This is a genomic window from uncultured Aquimarina sp., from assembly GCF_947492965.1.
GTDB lineage: Bacteria > Bacteroidota > Bacteroidia > Flavobacteriales > Flavobacteriaceae > Aquimarina.
In genome coordinates, this window is sequence record NZ_CANLOZ010000002.1 from 421,348 (window position 1) to 440,235 (window position 18,888).

At 31.7% G+C, this 18,888-nt stretch carries 13 protein-coding genes; 6 read left to right on the top strand and 7 right to left on the bottom strand.

Annotated elements, in window-relative coordinates:
- Positions 1-17: 17 nt before the first annotated feature.
- The gene (locus Q1B37_RS06215) at positions 18-767 is read right to left on the bottom strand and encodes a hydrolase (protein WP_299896763.1); all 750 of its coding nucleotides are present in this window, start codon (positions 765-767) and stop codon (positions 18-20) included.
- A gap of 56 nt (positions 768-823) precedes the next feature.
- Complete coding sequence (locus Q1B37_RS06220) at positions 824-1,537, bottom strand: pirin family protein (protein WP_299897663.1); 714 nt, start codon at positions 1,535-1,537, stop codon at positions 824-826.
- 336 nt (positions 1,538-1,873) lie between these two features.
- On the opposite strand from Q1B37_RS06220, the gene Q1B37_RS06225 reads away from it, so the two are divergent.
- The 6 genes from Q1B37_RS06225 to Q1B37_RS06250 all read left to right on the top strand — a co-directional run bounded on the left by Q1B37_RS06225 (position 1,874) and on the right by Q1B37_RS06250 (position 12,685).
- The gene (locus Q1B37_RS06225) at positions 1,874-3,991 is read left to right on the top strand and encodes a sigma 54-interacting transcriptional regulator (protein ID WP_299896766.1); all 2,118 of its coding nucleotides are present in this window, start codon (positions 1,874-1,876) and stop codon (positions 3,989-3,991) included.
- A gap of 119 nt (positions 3,992-4,110) precedes the next feature.
- On the top strand, positions 4,111-4,671 hold the full coding sequence (locus Q1B37_RS06230) for a recombinase family protein (protein ID WP_299896769.1): 561 nt from the start codon (positions 4,111-4,113) through the stop codon (positions 4,669-4,671).
- 142 nt (positions 4,672-4,813) lie between these two features.
- Entirely contained in the window at positions 4,814-8,326 is a 3,513-nt protein-coding gene (locus Q1B37_RS06235) for a hypothetical protein (RefSeq protein ID WP_299896771.1), read from the top strand.
- On the top strand, positions 8,323-8,766 hold the full coding sequence (locus Q1B37_RS06240) for a hypothetical protein (RefSeq protein WP_299896773.1): 444 nt from the start codon (positions 8,323-8,325) through the stop codon (positions 8,764-8,766). The genes Q1B37_RS06235 and Q1B37_RS06240 overlap by 4 nt, the downstream gene beginning before the upstream one ends.
- A 4-nt stretch (positions 8,767-8,770) precedes the next feature.
- Positions 8,771-9,775, top strand: coding sequence for a hypothetical protein (locus Q1B37_RS06245; protein ID WP_299896776.1), 1,005 nt, complete (start codon positions 8,771-8,773; stop codon positions 9,773-9,775).
- A gap of 627 nt (positions 9,776-10,402) precedes the next feature.
- Entirely contained in the window at positions 10,403-12,685 is a 2,283-nt protein-coding gene (locus Q1B37_RS06250) for a lytic polysaccharide monooxygenase (RefSeq protein WP_299896779.1), read from the top strand.
- 74 nt (positions 12,686-12,759) lie between these two features.
- Here the strand turns inward: Q1B37_RS06250 and Q1B37_RS06255 are convergent, their stop codons facing one another.
- From Q1B37_RS06255 to Q1B37_RS06275, 5 genes are all read right to left on the bottom strand, one after another.
- On the bottom strand, positions 12,760-14,058 hold the full coding sequence (locus tag Q1B37_RS06255) for a serine hydrolase (protein ID WP_299896781.1): 1,299 nt from the start codon (positions 14,056-14,058) through the stop codon (positions 12,760-12,762).
- A 116-nt stretch (positions 14,059-14,174) separates the two neighbouring features.
- Entirely contained in the window at positions 14,175-14,591 is a 417-nt protein-coding gene (locus Q1B37_RS06260) for a nuclear transport factor 2 family protein (RefSeq protein WP_299896784.1), read from the bottom strand.
- 109 nt (positions 14,592-14,700) lie between these two features.
- A complete protein-coding gene (locus Q1B37_RS06265) occupies positions 14,701-15,762 on the bottom strand; it encodes a helix-turn-helix transcriptional regulator (protein WP_299896787.1) in 1,062 nt (353 codons plus the stop codon).
- 39 nt (positions 15,763-15,801) lie between these two features.
- The gene (locus Q1B37_RS06270) at positions 15,802-16,401 is read right to left on the bottom strand and encodes a hypothetical protein (protein WP_299896789.1); all 600 of its coding nucleotides are present in this window, start codon (positions 16,399-16,401) and stop codon (positions 15,802-15,804) included.
- Between the two features lie 222 nt (positions 16,402-16,623).
- Positions 16,624-18,825, bottom strand: coding sequence for a T9SS type A sorting domain-containing protein (locus Q1B37_RS06275; RefSeq protein WP_299896792.1), 2,202 nt, complete (start codon positions 18,823-18,825; stop codon positions 16,624-16,626).
- Between the last annotated feature and the right edge of the window lie 63 nt (positions 18,826-18,888).

Here is an 18,888-nt window from a genome sequence, read left to right on the forward strand (position 1 = left end):
TTGATTAGTTTTATCTTCTAGTGTTTAGAAGGATTTTCTTTCATCCAGGTTTGCATAGTTTTGATATAATCAATTCCTAATCCATACGCACCACCATATCTTTTTGAGATTTTTACTACTTCCAAATATTTATCACTACGAGCCCAATCTCTGTGAATCTCCAATAAGTACTGAAGAGAGGTAATTGGTTTTACACCAGCTTGGATCATACGTTTTATAGCCATGTCATGTGCTTCTTGTGAAGTTCCTCCAGAGGCATCTGTAACCACATAAACATCATAACCATCTTCTAAAGCTGAAAGAGATGCAGATAATGTACATACTTCTGTCCAAAGCCCTGCAATTACAAGTTTTTTCTTTCCAATATCACCAACTGCTTTAACCACTCTTTTGTCTTCCCAAGAATTCATGGTAGTTCTATCTATATAATCTTTTTCATTTGGAAAGTACTCTCTAATTTCTGGAAACACAGGTCCACTAAAAGATTTTTCAGCCACCGTAGTAACGATAGTTGGCACCTTATATAAGGTTGCTGATGCAGATAGTAATCCAGTATTATTACGTAATTCTTCGATAGGTTGAGATTCTACTGCAAAGGCCATCTGACTTTCGTGATCAATCAATAGCAAAGTATGATTTGTGGGATTTAATAATTCTTTAGACGCATTAGCTGGATCATTATTTGGATTAGGATTGTATTGATCCCATTGCGCAAATGAAACGATGCTTGAAAAAAGTGTTACTGCTGTTAAAATTAATTTTCTCATTGTTTTAGATTTGTGTCAATTTTGACTGTTTATTATTCAGTTTTAAATATTAAGTGTTAGTGCATTGGTACTTCCATTAGAAGTAATTCGCTGTTGCTATCCGCTTTTATATCCAGTTTTTCAATATCCCATATTCCATATCCATCTCTTTTGTCCAATGATTGACCATTGATGTTTACTTTTCCATCAAGTACAAAAGCATAGACTCCGTTTTTTTTAGAATCTTTTAAGTTGTATTCCAAATGTTTTTGGTTTTCGAGTGAAGTCATATGAAACCATGCATCTTGATGGATCCACACTCCAGAATCATCTTGATTAGGTGATAGGATTTGTTGTAGTTTATTTTTTCGATCGTTCGAGTTGAGTGTGATTTGGTCATATCTAGGTGCGACTCCCTTTTTATTCGGATATATCCAAATCTGTAGAAACTTTACCTGTTTATCAGGATTGTTATTGTATTCTGAATGCATTATGCCAGTGCCAGCACTCATCACTTGTATGTCTCCAGATTTTATTACTGCGGTATTTCCCATATCATCTCTATGTAATAAATCTCCTTCTAAGGGGATAGATATTATTTCCATATCTCTATGTGGGTGTGTTCCAAAACCCATGCTTTCAGAAACTATATCATCATTGAGTACTCTCAGTACTCCAAAATGCATTCTTTCAGGATTATGATAGTTTGCAAAACTGAAGGTATGCTTAGACTGCAACCAACCATGATTAGCCTTTCCTCTTGTATCTGCTTTGTGTAATACGCTGTTCATTGTTTTAAATTCTTTGTTTGGTAAATGGTTATATCCAACATTATCTGGCTCCACGTATTTCTTTTTATCTGTATTTGTCGAGTTTGCTAGAGCAGAAATTCCAACGATTGTCGCTGCTGATCCAGCTACTGATTTTTTTAAAAATTCTTTACGCTTCATTGTTTATGTTGAATTTTATTTGCTAAATAGTAAGCCAACGATGTGCCATTTAACTAACTATATGATATTCAGTATTTTAAAATGTTAATACGTAAATTAATTTTTCCTTTTTTTTAGAATTTTCTACTATTTGAGAAATTTTTAATTATTTTTAACATTCATAAACATGAATTAATAATGGTTGCTTTACATCACGAATTATCAATAAAAGAATGGCTAATTGATGCATTACCATATGAAGTAATATGGGCAGATGAGTCTGGTAAAATAGTATACGCCAATGCTAAGTTTTGCAAGCGTTTAGGCTATAAAAAATCAGAACTAATTAAGCTCTCTATTTATGATCTAAACGTCACAGTTACTAAAGAAAGTTGGAAAAATCATTGGGAAACGCTTAAAAAAGAAAAAGCACAATATTTCAAGGCGATTCATAAAACTAAATCTGGTAAATTTTACGATGCAGAAGTTTTTGCTCAATATTTCTCAAATAATGGAAAAAAGATGATTTGCTCCATTATCAATGATATTACCGAGTCTAGTTTTTATAGAAATTTATTAAAAGATGCTGAATCTATAGCCAATGTAGGTGGTTGGAAATTTGATTTACAGGATAATTCAATAATAGTAACAGAGGAATCTTTCCGTATTTTAAATACAAAAGATAAGGAAGCTTTTTTACCAGGTAATGCTGTAAATTTTTTTAATAATAAAGAGAAAGCAAAAAAACTTTTTAGTAATATTTGGAGAAAAGGTCAAGGGTTTGATGAGATTTTAGAAACCAAAACAACACCATCAAAATTTGTTAGAGTAATTGCAAAACCCATTAAAAAAGGTAATAAGTTATTTAAAATAATTGGCATATACCAAGATGTAACCGAGCAGCATAAAAAAGAAAATAGGCTTAAGTTTTTTAAGGAAATTATAGATAATGCACAAGATTTGGTCTATGTATATAATAGAGAAGGTAAATTACTTCATTATAGTGATACTGTGTCTAAACAACTAGGGTTCAGCAAAAAACAACTTGACAATTTTTCTATTTATGATTTAGATGCAAATATTACAAAAGAATGGTGGTATGAACATTTTGATGAATTGAAAGAAAAAAGTTCCATGCATATGGAATGGTTAGTAACCAGAAAGGACGGGACTAAGTTTCCTGCTGATATTGTTGCTAATCATTTAATATATGAAGGTGAAGATATTAATTGCGCAATAGTTAGGGATATTACCGAACGAAAAATGCGTGATCTAAAATTGTTTGAGGCACTGGAAGAAATTAAATCTCTAAAAACTAGACTTGAATATGAAAACGAATATTTACAAGAGGAGATTAAAAGTAAGATAAATGCCGATAATATTGTTCATAAGAGTGCTACATATTCTAAAGTATTAGAGCAAGTACATCAAGTAGCCCATACAGATACAACGGTTTTAATAACAGGTGAATCTGGTACTGGTAAAGAACTTTTAGCTAGTGCTGTTCATAATAATAGTTCTAGGAAAGAAAGAGCTTTAATCAAAATAAATTGCGCTACTTTACCTAATGAGCTAATTGAAAGTGAGTTGTTTGGACATAAAAAAGGTGCGTTTACAGGTGCTGTTGATGATAAAATTGGAAAATTTTCATTAGCAGATGGTGGAACTATTTTCTTAGATGAGATTGGTGAGTTGCCCATAGATTTACAACCAAAGTTATTAAGAGTACTGCAGGAAGGGGAGTTTGATATGCTTGGAGGAAATAAAACAAAAAGTGTAGATGTACGTATTGTAGCTGCGACCAATAGAAATTTGGAGGATATGGTTCGAGAAGGAAAATTTCGAGAGGATCTATATTACAGGTTAAATGTTTTCCCCATAGAGAATATTCCACTTCGGGCAAGAAAAGAAGATATACCTCCTTTAGCACAATTTTTTCTTGAAAAATACTCGGCAAAAGCGGGTAAGGCGTTCAAACGATTGTCTAAAAGAACAATTGAAGCTCTTTTAAATTATAATTTCCCTGGTAATATACGGGAATTAGAAAACCTCATAGAACGTGCTGTAATACTTGAAAGCGGAACTACATTAAATCCAGGATCTTGGATTCCAAAATCTATTAGCGATATCTCTTCTTCTGATTTTAAGTCTTTTGATGAAATGCAAAAAAATTACATAATAGATGTTCTTAATTATACTAACTGGCGAGTTAGTGGTCCTAAAGGTGCAGCGATTATACTAGGCATAAAGGATAAGACACTTTTTGCTAAAATGAAAAAGCTTGGAATAGAGAAACAGGTAGGATTGAAAAAATAATTGTCTTTTAAAACGATCCTTTTATGATACAATCCTGACAGCTTGGCAGCTGATAAGAATTTAGTCTCATTTACCGTCTTTTTTAGTAGTTTTGTAAAATAACTTTTTATGAGACGATTATGATAGTTGGATATGCGAGGGTCTCAACTCCCGATCAAAAATTAGAATCACAAATCAACTTACTTAAAGAAGCAGGTTGTGAAAAAATCTATACGGATATTGCCAGCGGAGTAAGAGAAGATCGTTCTGGATTAAAAGAGATGCTAAAATATCTCAGAAAAGGCGATAAGGTACTTACCTATAAAAATGACCGAATTTTTCGTTCCCTAAAGAACATGATCGATCTTATAGACCAGTTTAACGAAAAAGGGGTCCACTTTAAAAGTTTAAGCGAACCAGAATTTGATACCACATCGGCTAATGGAAAATTCTTACTACAAATCTTCGCTGCAGTAGCAGAATTTGAACGAAACTTGATAAGTGAACGTACAAAAGTAGGACTCTCTAATGCTCGCAGACGAAAAAAACTTTTGGGTAGGCCCAAAGGTCCAAAAAAGGAAACTATCGAAAAATACCAATATGCCAAACACCTCTATGACAATATGAATCTTCCGATAGAACAAGCTTGTAAAAGGGCAGGGGTGAGCAAGGCAACTTTTTATAGGGTGGAGAAGAAATAACTTAAAGCGATAAATTAATTTGATCTTATTTATGACCTAAAAACATTGCTTTAATTATGATATAATTTCCCCGTAACAAAATAGGCTATTTAGTTTATTTCAATTACATTTAGCTTCCATTTAAAAAATTAAAAGGAAGAATTTGGGAAAAAAAATCAAAGAAATACCATATGGAATTAGAATAGCAAGAAACAAATATTCTTTTATTGCTTCAAAAGAGAAAACTAGAAAAAATGCTTATTCCGAAATTAAAGAGGAGTTGACCTTTCCTGAACTATGTGAATCGGTTGATTATTTAGAGAAAAAATTGAATAAAAGATGGCAAGAACTACTTTGGGGTAATGCTCTTCCAAATGATTATTCCGAACTAGGAAATTTAAAAGAGTATCCTTATATCGGTCATAATATAAGTTCAGAACTTAATTTTGTTTTAATTAGTATTAGGAAGTATAAGTTTGAAATTAATCTATTCTTAAATTATAAAGAACAATATGAAATTTGTCTATTAACTGGTAATTATGACGAAGCTGAGTTATTATTAGATAAAATTGAAAATGAAATTTGTTTTTCGTTATGGACTTTAGAAAATAGATTTCTTCTAAAGGAAATGTCAGGGAATGCATTGGAAAACAAAGAGTTCCTAAATCTATTCAATCAAGTTAATAAATCAAAATCAATCACGTCTTCAATTGCTCATTACCTTAGTCTTAGAGCAGAGCATTCCCTTTCGACAAATAAATATAATAATGATTTGGAAGATGCTCTGGAAAGCATTCCAGAAAGTGGAACAAAACAAGCTTTTCAGAATTATTATAGATTTAGGCTTACTTTTTTGAATCATATTGATTTTATTGACTATGCAGAAATTTTATCTTTAGATTTTGGTCATAGTATTATTGATCGCTACTTACATTTGGTAAGGATGCTATCAAACCTTTTAGTAGTATCCTCATATTTAAAAGATCGAGAAGATGTTCAGTCAAAACAAGGAGTTATAAAAAGATATATACTAAACAGAGTTAACTATTTAATAAAAAAAGTTAAAGATCCTGTACTTTACAAGTTAAAACTATTAGCAGGAGATCAAATATTTCCAGCATTTGATGTTCAAAAAAGTTTGAATGAAATAAGGATACTGGATAAATACACAAGTGGATTATACAGTGATGTAGAAAAGGAACTGAAAAATTATTTGATTAATAATCCAAATCAATTTGATTTATATTTAATATATATTAAGTCTTTAGTTTACCAAAATAAACATTTTGAGCCTGTTGGAAAAAAAGGAAGTATTCAAAATCAGATTCTTTTGAATTTACATAAAATCATTTCTGTTGAAGGAAATCCTGATCAAGCTGGTCATAATCTTTTGCGAATTGCTAATAATTTAACAAGTTGTACTATAAGTTATGGTATAACGGACTTTGTTTATTTTCAATCTACTGGCAAAGAAGAAAGAAATATGCTGGCTAAGATTTCATATAATCTTTCAAACCCCATCATTCATGAAATTTTTAATTCTGATGAAGATAAAATCAAGTTTTTAGATCTTCTTGAAGAAAAATTTCCAGATTCAATAACCATTAAGTTTTTTAAAGAAAAAATAAAGGGAATCGAGAATCTTATGGATTTTAAAGAATATATTCCCGAGGGTAAATTTAAAGTTGAGTATGCAAGAAAATTACAGGATACGGGCGATTATATTGGAGCTATCGAACATTGGGAATATTTAAAGAAAAATTATAAGAATACCATACCAATTTTGGAAACAACAATAGTTAATTTATTTAATTGTTTTCAAAAACTTAATAGAATTAATGATTGTCTAAAGCTATATGTAGATTGTTTTTTCTATAACAATTACATAGTTGAAAAAATTGAAACTGGTGAACTCTTAAAGTCAATTCATTCTGAAAAATTTAGAAATGTAGATAAAACTATAGATTTACCCTTGTTTTATACTATAGTTGATGCTGATGAAGTTGAGACACATATTGCATTTGAGCTGTTTAATTTGTCTCATAATGTTGAAAAACCATCAGAATTAATTGATCTAGTATCAATCTTTGATAAGGAAAGATTCAATTTTTACATTGAAAAGACATGTAGATCAAAAATATTGATGCATTCTCCATTTATAAGTAATTCTAAACAGAGATTAGAAGAGAGACTAATACTTCTTAATTACGTAAAGAACAATCATGCTGATAGGGATAACATACTAGATGAAATAAAAAGTATAGAAAATATCTTAATTATTCAACAAGGTTTAATTGATCTCGATGAAAGCAAAATTTATGTAAACGAAGAAGGAATAATAAATAATGAATTACAGGATTTTGAAGCTATATATGAAAGATTTGAAATTATATCAGGAATAACAAGAGATAACAAAAGTTTTCTAATGTTAGAAGGAGGGAAGCTAACGACCTTTGTTACAAAAGAAAACACTGAGTACGAGAAAATTGAATATTCAAATAATCCAGTTTATGAAATTTATTATGAGTTATTTAATGCTGTAAAAGATAAATTTTTGAATAGTCAATTTGGGATAGTAGCTTATTTAAGTACTAGAATAAGACATGGTGTATTAGTAGGAGAATTAAGACCAATATTTGAGACACATAAATTAATTACACTAAAGCAAGGAAATAGTTCTAATTATAGGAGGAATGTACATTGGGATCTTGTCTTTAAAAATTTTGGAACTGATGAAAAAGAACAAATTCAACATTTATTAAATGACTTCTCCAGTAAAATTGATGGTTTAATATTTGACCTTATAAAAAAATATCTTCAAGTGTATAAAAAAGATATTAATGAGTATGGATGGTTCAATTATGACTTTGATCACACGGATTTGTGGTTACATTCTATAGATGCAATTAGCACAAAAAGTTTTGATCAATTTATAAATAAAATTTTTAAAATTTTATGGCAAAGGACTGATGAAAATTTAGAGTTGATTAGAGGGAAAATAGAAAAGGAAATTTTAGAAAAATTTAACGACTATTTTGATGATCTAGAACTTAAAATTACAAATCAATTTGGAAGTACAAATTGCCAACAATTATTGAAGGAAATTAAAAACTGTTCTACAGAAGTTCAAACAGTAATGAGTAAAATTAGTAGATGGTTTAAGAGGAGTGAGATAAAAGCTAACAGCTTCATGTTAAGCGATTTAATTACCTTAGTTTCCGAACATGTAAATCGTAGTAATTTATCTAAAACTTTATCGATAGAAGAGGATTTACAATTTAATCCAAAAATAAAAGGAGAATTTAAAACTCATTTGGCAGACTTATTGAGAATATTTTTAGAAAACATTTTAAAACATTCTAGTGATCAAAAATATGTTCTAAAGTGTAAAATCAAATCGCTAATTGATTCTGAACATGATTTTTTAGTTATTTCTGTTGAAAATGAAATTACAAACGAAGAATCTATTGAAGCATTAAAGGCCGTTTGGAACAATAATACAATGGATGTTAAAAAGCTAATAAGTGAGGGCAAATCCGGATATCACAAGGCATATAAAATTTTAACATCTGATTTAAAATCTAATGCAAGGAAATGTATAAGTACTTCCATTTCTGATAACGAAGAGTGGTTCAAGGTTTTGGTTAATATCAACTTACAAGAAATAAGAGAATGAAAATATTATTCATAGAAGATCATCCGAGAAAACAAGCTCAGATTATTGAATACGTAAATTCAAAATTTAAAGACGTAGAAATAATAACAAAGAATTCTTATATAAGTGGTTTGAGAGAGTTAATTACGAATAATGATAAATATAACATTCTATTATTAGATATAAGTATGCCAAATTATGATATTTCTTCAGAAGATAATGGTGGTGACTGGATGCCATTAGCTGGAAAAAAAATACTACAACAAATGTATTTAAGAGATATACCAACCAAAGCTATTGTAGTTACAATGCATGGGAGTTTCGATGATGGCACAAAAATAACCGAACTTGATAACCAATTAAAAGAAGAATTCACAGATAATTATGCTGGCTATGTTTTTTATACGCAAATAAATGAAGAGTGGCAGGACAAGTTGTTTAATCTATTAAAATCGACTTAATAATATGATAAAAGTTTTAGTTGTTGATGATAATAATGATAAATTAAAAAAGATTAAAGAATCCATAATTAATAATCATACAATAGATGAAAGTTATATTCACTCAGCATCTTGTAAAAAAGATGCGTCAAGATATCTATATAAAGAGCGGTATGATTTGATGATATTAGATTTAGTTTTACCTGTTGAAGATGGAGGTGAGAGTTTAGCTAAAAATGGAATAAATTTTTTAGATGAAATATTAATTAATCCCTCTATTAAACCTCCAATTCATATTGTAGGTATGTCTGGTTTTAAAGATGAAGTAGCTGATGCTCATGAACATTTTACATCAAAATTATGGAATATAATAGATTATGAGGAAACTTCCACAATATGGTCTGATAAGTTAAATTCAATTATTTTCCACTTAGTAAAAATTAGACAACAATATGTTCAAAACTTAATTGAAGAACAGAATAACATAGTAAATAAACATATTTCAAATACGGGACTTCCAAATACTTCGTCGGGTCTAACAATTAAAGAAGTTATTACAAAAATTGAAAATGTTGTAGAAAAAAGCTTAGCAGTACCATCAAAATTTTCAAATGGTTTTAAATCAAAAAATATAAATAAAGAAAGATTAATAATTACTAGTGAATATGATTTTCAGAATTTAATGCATTTAATTATCCGACCTTGGATGCCTAGCATGGAACCTGAAAACATTGCCATTGTTTTTGATGGGAATACAAAGAACGCTGATTTTTCTATAAAAGGTAATAAAATAATTATTGAGGTTAAATATATAGATACTAATGGTAAAAAGAATGATACTCTGAAAACTTTAGAGGGATTAAAAAAATTTTATTCAGAAAATTCTAATGTAAAAGGTTTATTATTTATAATACTATATGAGAATAATGTAAAATTAGATAAATATAAAATTGAATCTGATTTTAGTGATATAAATTCATCACCATATATTTCAGTAAAATTGATAGAAAATAAACTTACTAAGAATTAGTTTTTAAAGATCGTATAACGTGTATTTGAAAATTTCTAGATAATTGTACAGAATATTCGATTTATAAGAATTACGGATTTCTTGAAAAAACTTAGAAACGTATTTTTCACAGATTTTTATAATGCTAAACTGGAAATAAAGCCAGTTTTCACAATTTTTTCACGAAATTTTTCACAGAGCAGATTCTCGAAGGTACTATGAATACACAAGAAGTTATTTTAGAGTGTCAAAAAAATTCCACATTTTAAATGAATACATTCTACATTTTAAATTGTCGGCGACACATTCGTCAATTTGCTTCCATAAATACATTTGTACTATAATTTATATTATGTAAAATAGAATATTTTGAGTATTCCAGAATATTATGATTCTTCCACTTTTTATTTCTCCTTATGTGCATCACAATTTTACACTACAGATGTATTTATAATCACTATATACTATTTTATTTACCCACTCTTTAAACCATAAACGATTATTAAAATCTCTCTTGCTTATGTTAAATATTATTTGAAATACTGTTAATTAATTGATATCCATTGCGGTATATAGTAATTTAACCACAGTTATTGAACCACCCTGTTTTTATAAGCCGAAACTTATTACTAACAATTCAATAACAACATGAGAAAAACAAACTCTAAAACCGAAGTTTTAGGTCGGATGATTTCCAGCCTAAGAAAAATCGCTGCACCCTTACTAATATGTGTAGCACTGATGTATCCTTATCTTCAAACACTCTTTTCACACGGTACGGTTACCAGTCCGCCTAGTCGTGTTTGGATATGTTTTCAAGAAAATCCTGAAAGTCCAGATTCACCCGCATGTATCGATGCTGTTGCAATGTACGGTACTCAAGCGCTATATGATTGGAATGAAGTCGCTCGTATGGATGCCAATGGTATGCACCAAGCCATCATTCCTGATGGAAATCTTGCCAGCGCCGGTCGACCAGACAAATATGGTGGATTAGATCAAGTACGTGATGATTGGATCGCTACACCAGTAACTCCTGGTCCATTTACCGTTACCTGGACAAACTCGGCACCACACCAAACCCTATATTTTGATGTGTATATTACCAAAGCCGATTGGACTCCAGATCAACCACTTACCTGGGATAGCCTAGAACTTTTAGTACGTACTGGTCCCAGACCAGCTTCTGCTATTGATGATATTGATGTGGTACTTCCGGCAAGAACTGGAAAACACGTTATCTATAGTATTTGGCAACGATCACTTAGCGAAGAAGCATTTTATTCTACCAGTGATGTAGATTTTGGTCAATCTACAGAACCACAACCTCCTGTAGCAGCATTTACTAGTGATAATGGTCGATGTGGTGGACCTAATGTTACCTTTGATGCTAGTGATTCCTATGATCCTAATGGTGATACACTTACATATTCCTGGGATTTTGGTGATGGTACTACTGCCCAAGGTGTTAATGTTTCTCATGTCTATGAGAATTTGGATGTTGCCACGGTTACACTTACGGTTAGTGATGGTGTTTTTAGCAGTGGTACCGTACAAACCATTGATTTAGTAGTGGATACCAATTGCGAAGAAGTTATTTGTCCGTTTGATACACCAAGAGCCACTCCTCTACCTTCTATAAATAATTCATATTCAAATATTTATGTATTTGGAGAAGGCGGTCCTGATTTAGATAACATCGGTAACTTTTCTATCAATTGGGATTTAGGCAATAATGGGTTATACCAATTCTCCCTTAGTACTAATAATGGTGTTCCGAACTGGTATAACGATCTAATTCCGATATTAACGCAAAACTTTAATGCCCCAGAACCACTAATTACCATTACAGGTTCTAGCTTTGTAGGATTAGATGGTAGTTATTACGTAACCTTAGATGGAGAGAATCTGGTACTTGTATCTACCACTGGAGATTTCACCATTTATTGTAGTAATTCTGATACCGCACCATCTTGTAGTGATACTACCGATCCTGGTAATACAGCTCCAATCGCAAGTCTTACTGCTACGCCAAGTACAGGAGTTACTCCATTAGATGTTGTTCTAGACGCTTCGGGATCAACTGATGCAGATAATGATACACTTACGTATAGTATTGATTATGGTGATGGTACTGTAGGTACAGATGTGATATCCACACATACATATACCACAGGAGATTATACCGCTACGGTTACAGTAAGTGATGGAAATGGCGGAACCGATTCTGCTTCGGTAAATATTACCGTTACAGACGATATCATTATAGATCCGCCAAATGGGGACTGTACCTTTGGTACACCGACAGATACTCCTTTGGTAAGTATCAATACATCATATGAAAATGTATATGTATTAGGAACTGGTGGTCCTAATGTAGATAATATCACCTTATTTACACTTAATTGGGATTTGGCTAATAATGGTTTGTATCAATTTTCTTTTAATCTGGATATCGCACCATGGTATATAGATTTTTCAGATGCTACTCAAAACTTCAATGGTACAGCACCACAAATCACATTGGTAAATACAGGTATTCCTGGATTGGATGGAGATTACTTGGTAACTAACGATGAACGTAACTTTGTACTGGTAGCGAAGGATTATTCGATATATTTCAGCAATTCGACCACAGCTCCCGATTGTACTACTGCTATAAACAGAGAGAATAATGCAGAAAATGCGTTCTTTGAATTATTTCCAAATCCAGCAACAGGAAGTGTTTTCATTAAAAATACTACGGATCTAAAAAATAGTATCATTACCATTTCTGATCTTAGTGGAAAACGATTACAATCTGTAACAGTACCTAACAATACTACTGAAATGAGAATTGATATTTCTGGAATTACTTCTGGATTATATCTGGTCCATATATTAGATCGTTCTGGTAATAAACGTAGTATAAAACTGGTGATAAATGAATAGCATATTCTAATAACTTTATATAGCATTATAGAAACAACCTTCTAGATTTTAGAAGGTTGTTTTTTTAATACAATTTAATCCACTTTTTCAAAACTATTGACTCCTCCAAGAGACATATATTTTATTTCTCCATTTTCATTTTCTACAAAACCCATCGTTCGCATACCATCGGTACTTTTAAACATTAAATAATCCACTTCTTCATAAGTTCGATTCATAATGGTAAATGTTCCATCATTATTTAAAACTAGTTCTTCTTGATTGGGTTTCCAACCACTTTCGCAGCTATGACAATGTGTTGTCCATATATAATGTCCCACTAATCTATTGAGATCAGTTTTTCGTTTTATAGATTCTGGTATAAAGGCTTGTTCATTCTTTTCTTTTGAAAATGTTGCTAAAATTAGGTCCATCACTGCATAACGCAATCGAGTTCCTTCATGATGATGTACTACAAAAACCCCCAGTTTTTCTTCTGGAATCATTGCCATATATGAAGCGTAGCCCAACATATCTCCTCCATGACTAATAGTTCTAAATCCATGCGCATCTTCTTCATAAAATCCATATGCAAATGCCTCAACGGTATCGTGAACTCTTAATTCAGCAGATTTCATTTTTTGAGATAAATTAGTACTCAAAATTCTTTGATCACCTAGAATACCATCGTTTAAATGCATATTTAGATACTTGCCCATATCTGCAACCGTACTATTAATTTCTGAAGCTGGATAGGTATGATAAAACTCCCAAGGTTGTGGTAGATTCACTCCATTTCGATATTCATATCCCCACGAAGCATACTGTTCTACCTGATCATTCAAAAACATAGATGTCATATGCATTCCTAAAGGTTCCCAAATGTGTTCTTTCATATATGTATCTAATTTTTGACCACTGACATCTTCTACTAATAGTCCTGCTAGTGCAATTCCAAAAGAAGAATAACTAGAAATAACACCTGGTTCTCGTACGCGAACAAGTCTATTTTTAAGAAAATCTGCTAGCGGAATGGATTGATTTTCTCGATACACTACTCTACCTCTTAATTCATCAAAACCAGCACTATGATTCAACAAATGTGCTGATATTACTGATGTATTATAGGTATTGGGAACTTTTACAGATTTTAAATATTGGTTCACATCTGCATAAAGATCTACCTTTTTTTGATCTATTAATTGTAATAAAGCGGTTGCAGTAAAGGTTTTTGTAACAGACCCAATCCGAAATATGGTAGAATCTGGATCTACACGTCGTACATCTTCTCCTAAACTGGCATATCCATATCCTTTCTTCAATAGTGTTTTTCCATCTTTTACTATGATAAAAGCAGCTCCAGGAATATGCTCCTCTTCCATAGTTGTTTGCATCAATGAATCTAAGCTATTTTCAAGTTTTTTATAATCAATTTGCTGAGATTTCGAAGTATAAATAATACCAATACAAAGGAAACAAAGTATATAACATCTAACCATAGGATTCAGTTCTATTTATAAGGTACAAACGTATAGGATTTATGAATGATTTTCCATTCACCTTTTACTTTTAGTAACATCATATAATCGGTATATAACCTCTTCCCTTTTGGGAAATCTATTTCTACTTTGGCCATTGCGGCATTATTAACCACATCTATAGAAATAATCTTTCCGATACGGTTTCGTTTTTCTCCTTCTTTAAAATATCCGATATACTTTTTACCAGAAGTAATGCTTAAAGTATCATTAGCTATTGAATATAAATTCAAGTCTTTATGAAATGCTTTTTTAATTCTTTCTGGAGAACCATCAGCAGTTCCTTCTATATAATGCAGTAAAGTTTCTGTGATTTGTTCTTTATCAGATTGTGCAAAAGAAATGGTAACAGTAAATAGTGCTACCACTAAAATAAATAAATGTTTCATTGTTCGTTTTTTATTATTGATTTGTATAGCTAAACTATAGGAAACTCTTATAAATCAAGTAAAAAACAAGCTCGTTATTCTACGGAATTATAAATCCGAAGAAAATAAATCACGAATTCAAGGACTTTTTGTATTGCGAAGGTGTCATTCCCTCCTGTTTTTTAAAAGCAGTATAAAATGTAGAATTGGATTTAAAACCACACTCACTGCCAATAGCTTCTAGTGTTAATAGAGAATTCGTTTGTATCAATTGGGTAGCCGTTTGTATACGATACTGATTAACATAACTAGAAAAACTAAGTCCCAAATTATCATTCAGATATTGTGATAGTTCATGAGGTTTGATCTGCAATTGTGCTGCTACTTCCGGTAGTTTTAAATTAGGATTTCGATGCAATTCTTGTTCACTAAACAAAACACTCAATTGATCCGCTATCGAAGATGCCTTTTTAGTATCAATCTTTCTATTTGCATATTTTACAACAGGTGTTAGAAATGTGAGCGTACTTTTTCTTCTTTTGATAATCCAAATAACCAAAGTGATATAAAATGTAAAAGAAAATGACAATGCCCCTACAATGTACGATGTATAGGTCGTGGTATTATATGCTAACCAAATAATAAACCCACCAGTAACGATATTGAGTATCCAAAAATCTAAGGTGTTGATGGATTTTGTTTTGCTCCAAAGCTTACTAAACACATGGCGCGCTTGATATATTGCTGCTATAGTATAAATCGTCCATTGCGTAAACAAAATGGTACCAAAAATTCTGGGAGGACTCCTCCACCATAAATATCTATGCGATCGATAGGGATATTGAATGCTGATTACCACCATAAAAACAAGTACCGGCACTACATGAAATAACCAGTTCCATCGATGTACTTTGGTAGGATTGATGGCTATTTTAGTATATAAATACAGAAAAGGACCTATTAAAAAACAAGCAGTAAGACCAATACTAACAAATGTGGATGAAGTACCAGGATAAAAAGTAAGAAATACTGATTTGGTAACTCGTACACTAATTACAAAGAGGAGTGCTGCTAAAAAATACGTGGCTCTACTCCTATTCTTTATGAGAAAACCAAAATAAAGACTTAAAAAAAGTCCGTTAAAAGCACCTAATGCACTGAAAAAGAATAATAAGTTTTTACTGAATTCCAAACGCTTGCTAGTTTATTTATCCGTTATAATTGGTTATTTCTATCTGCTTAAAATCCATAATAATGCTAATATTACTAAGCAAATAGGCAAAATAATTTTCGTCATCCAATCGTGATATTGTTTCTGTTCCTTTAAAAATTCCCGTTTTGTTTTATCATATTCACTCTTCATTTTTCTTTTAAGATTGCCATCTATTCTTTTATTAAGTTCGAGCAAAAGCTTATCAGAATTTTTTATTGCAAAAGTGTTAACTCTATAATTTTTATCATTCGAAAAAAACCGGATCTCCTTACCAGTTTTATAAGAATAGTTGCTTGCATCATTTTGAGTAGTAATAAACTTCATACCAGCATCTGATATTGATTTCCACTCTATGTTTTTCTTCCTTCTTAGTAATGGATATGTTAGAATAAGATACTCCTTTGTTATAGTAATTGTACAAAGGATTAATGTATGATAAGCTATTAAACCTCCAAAAAAGATCGCTCCCAAAGGAAAGACAATAACCCAATTAATTCCTGACTCTTGGGTATTTATGAGCATAGTAATCCCCATTCCAACAAAAAAAAGACATCCAATTATCATCATCATTAGATGAAAAGCAGACAATTGACTTTTATAAATAATTATTGAATTCATATGGAACGAGCATCAATTTTGTGAGTTTAAGCATACATATTAGATGCAAAAACATGATAACAAATGTAAGATAAGAAATGAAAAATGAATGTACTTATCAAGAATCCATAAAAAAGATGCTCCGAATAAATACGGAGCATCATTTCTATATGCATAATATTTTGTGATATCATCTTATAAAGTGAAAAATTCACTCGAACAGACGATTCAATCTATATTGACTTATCGAACGATCAATTTCTGAGTACTTTGCTCCTCTCCTTTCGATATGACTTTTACCACATAAATTCCTGATCCTAAGCCAATACTACTTGCTGATAAGTTTTGCGTACCTGTTTGTAGTTTGGCTTCATATTGTATCTGACCTAACATCGTATAGATACGTACTAGCATATCTTCTTCTGTTTTAGCATTCATATTCATGGTTATTGAGAATTGATCATTCACAGGATTTGGTGCTATTTTAAGTGTATGAACATCTTCAGGCTCATTACCTAATACAGGTGATTTTGTAGCCAATCCAGCAATAAGTTCTTGTGCTGATAATGAGCTACCACAAGATCCTTCATATATTCTAATATTAGAAAAAACTGAATTATTTCCAGAACCACTATCATTGTCATTAATAAACACCAAACGATCCATAACACCTGTATAGAAATTCCCAACAGGAATCGTATAGATTACAGTACCTGAGGTATAATTATCAAAATTAGTAACTCCATAATTCTGTGTTCCATGGACTTTGAAATAACGTGAAGAAGTTAAGGTATTGTTGTTTTCAAAACCAACTGCATGAATCTCTCCTTGCGACGTGCTACTAAAGCTAAATTCGATTACTGTATTTGCAGTTACCGTATAATCCAAAGGAATAAATTTCCATGTATTGTTTGTTAAAGATAAAGCATCTCCTCCATTAGTAATGGCAAAATTTCCGTCTGCATCCTGATTAGAGAATCCGGAAATAGCAAAATCATTGAAGTTTAAAGCTGTACAATCAGGATCTGGAGTGCCACTACCATCCTGAATACTTATAGCATCAATAGCAATATCACTTTGCCAACCACTAGTACCATTACCAGTAACCACATTATATCGTAGTTGTACACTCGCTTCTCCTGCATATGCAAAAAGATTTACACTGGCAGCATTCCAAGTATTTCCTTGATCACCAGACTGATTAAAAACAGCTGCCCAACTTCCAGTATTATCGGTTCTTGCTTCTACTGTTAAAGTATTGATAGCACCTCCAAACATGTGATACTGAAATGTAAGCGTAGGATTAGAAACACTGCTAAAGTCTAAACATGGAGAGTTTAAAATAGCTCTTTTATTTGGATATCCTGTTCCGTTACCTGATGCTTCTACGTATAGATAAAAGTTTCCATCTGCTCCTGTAGATGGACCTGTACCATTAGAAGGTGTTCCTCCCGAATCTCTTGTCCAGTTAAGATCATCGTTAGTGGCTTGCGACCATTGTCCGATACTGGTTTCAAAACTTTCGCTAAAGGGAAATGAGGATACTATAGCAGTACAGGTATCTGGTGGTGGCGGTGTACTATCAATCGCACCATCGATATCAAATCTCGAAAAGAAATTCCAAACTTCTTGAGAAGTATTGATATTTCCGCCATTCCAGCTATGTCCTTTTCCTTGTACCCGAATAAATTCTGCCGTAACACCATTATCACCATTATCCCAGATAGAACGTGTAGTACCACCACCTAATTGGATAACATCTGGTGTCGTATCTGCATTATTTACAGAAGCCCAATATTCCATAACATCTTGTATCGGTTCATTAGTACTATTTCCATTAATAGAAATTACATTATCATTGGTTCCTGTAATTTGTAAAACTGCCGTAGGATGTTGCGGTTGACATTGATTATTATCGATCCATCTTCTAGTCATACTACCCGCTACAGAAGCTACTGCGGCTATTCTTGGGCTTAATTCACAAGCTAATCGATAACTAAAAAATCCTCCATTAGAAAATCCTGTAGCATAAATACGTTTTTCATTGATATTATAATCTTCAATGATTTTATCTATTAATGCATTCGAAAATCCTAAGTCATCTTCGTTTCCACCAAAATTGTTATTAATGGCCCATCCAGAGAAAAAACCTCCTAATCCTTGTGGAGTAACAAATAGAAACTGATTGTCTTCTGCTAATTGCCTGAAATCACTCTGATTATACTGCGTATCTATGTTGTTGGTAAACCCATGAAAGTTTAAAATTAAAGGTGCGGGCTTACTAGGATCATAACTAGCAGGTACATACAAACGATATTGTCTTGTACGTCCGTCATTTTGTAAGGTAGCATTGATCACCTGCTGTGCAGTAGTACCAATGGTGGTCAGTAGCATAAATACTACCAACCAATAGTTCTTTTTAATAAAGCTTAGTTGAGTTTTCATTTTTTAGGTTTTAAATAAATGAGTTGTGTTAAATAGTTACCATATATTATGCATGAATAATAA

Coding starts and splice junctions, on each gene's coding strand:
- Q1B37_RS06215 (WP_299896763.1), bottom strand. CDS start 767: ATGAGAAAATTAATTTTAACAGCAGTAACACTTTTTTCAAGCATCGTT.
- Q1B37_RS06220 (WP_299897663.1), bottom strand. CDS start 1,537: ATGAACAGCGTATTACACAAAGCAGATACAAGAGGAAAGGCTAATCAT.
- Q1B37_RS06225 (WP_299896766.1), top strand. CDS start 1,874: ATGGTTGCTTTACATCACGAATTATCAATAAAAGAATGGCTAATTGAT.
- Q1B37_RS06230 (WP_299896769.1), top strand. CDS start 4,111: ATGATAGTTGGATATGCGAGGGTCTCAACTCCCGATCAAAAATTAGAA.
- Q1B37_RS06240 (WP_299896773.1), top strand. CDS start 8,323: ATGAAAATATTATTCATAGAAGATCATCCGAGAAAACAAGCTCAGATT.
- Q1B37_RS06245 (WP_299896776.1), top strand. CDS start 8,771: ATGATAAAAGTTTTAGTTGTTGATGATAATAATGATAAATTAAAAAAG.
- Q1B37_RS06250 (WP_299896779.1), top strand. CDS start 10,403: ATGAGAAAAACAAACTCTAAAACCGAAGTTTTAGGTCGGATGATTTCC.
- Q1B37_RS06255 (WP_299896781.1), bottom strand. CDS start 14,058: ATGCAAACAACTATGGAAGAGGAGCATATTCCTGGAGCTGCTTTTATC.
- Q1B37_RS06260 (WP_299896784.1), bottom strand. CDS start 14,591: ATGAAACATTTATTTATTTTAGTGGTAGCACTATTTACTGTTACCATT.
- Q1B37_RS06270 (WP_299896789.1), bottom strand. CDS start 16,401: ATGAATTCAATAATTATTTATAAAAGTCAATTGTCTGCTTTTCATCTA.
- Q1B37_RS06275 (WP_299896792.1), bottom strand. CDS start 18,825: ATGAAAACTCAACTAAGCTTTATTAAAAAGAACTATTGGTTGGTAGTA.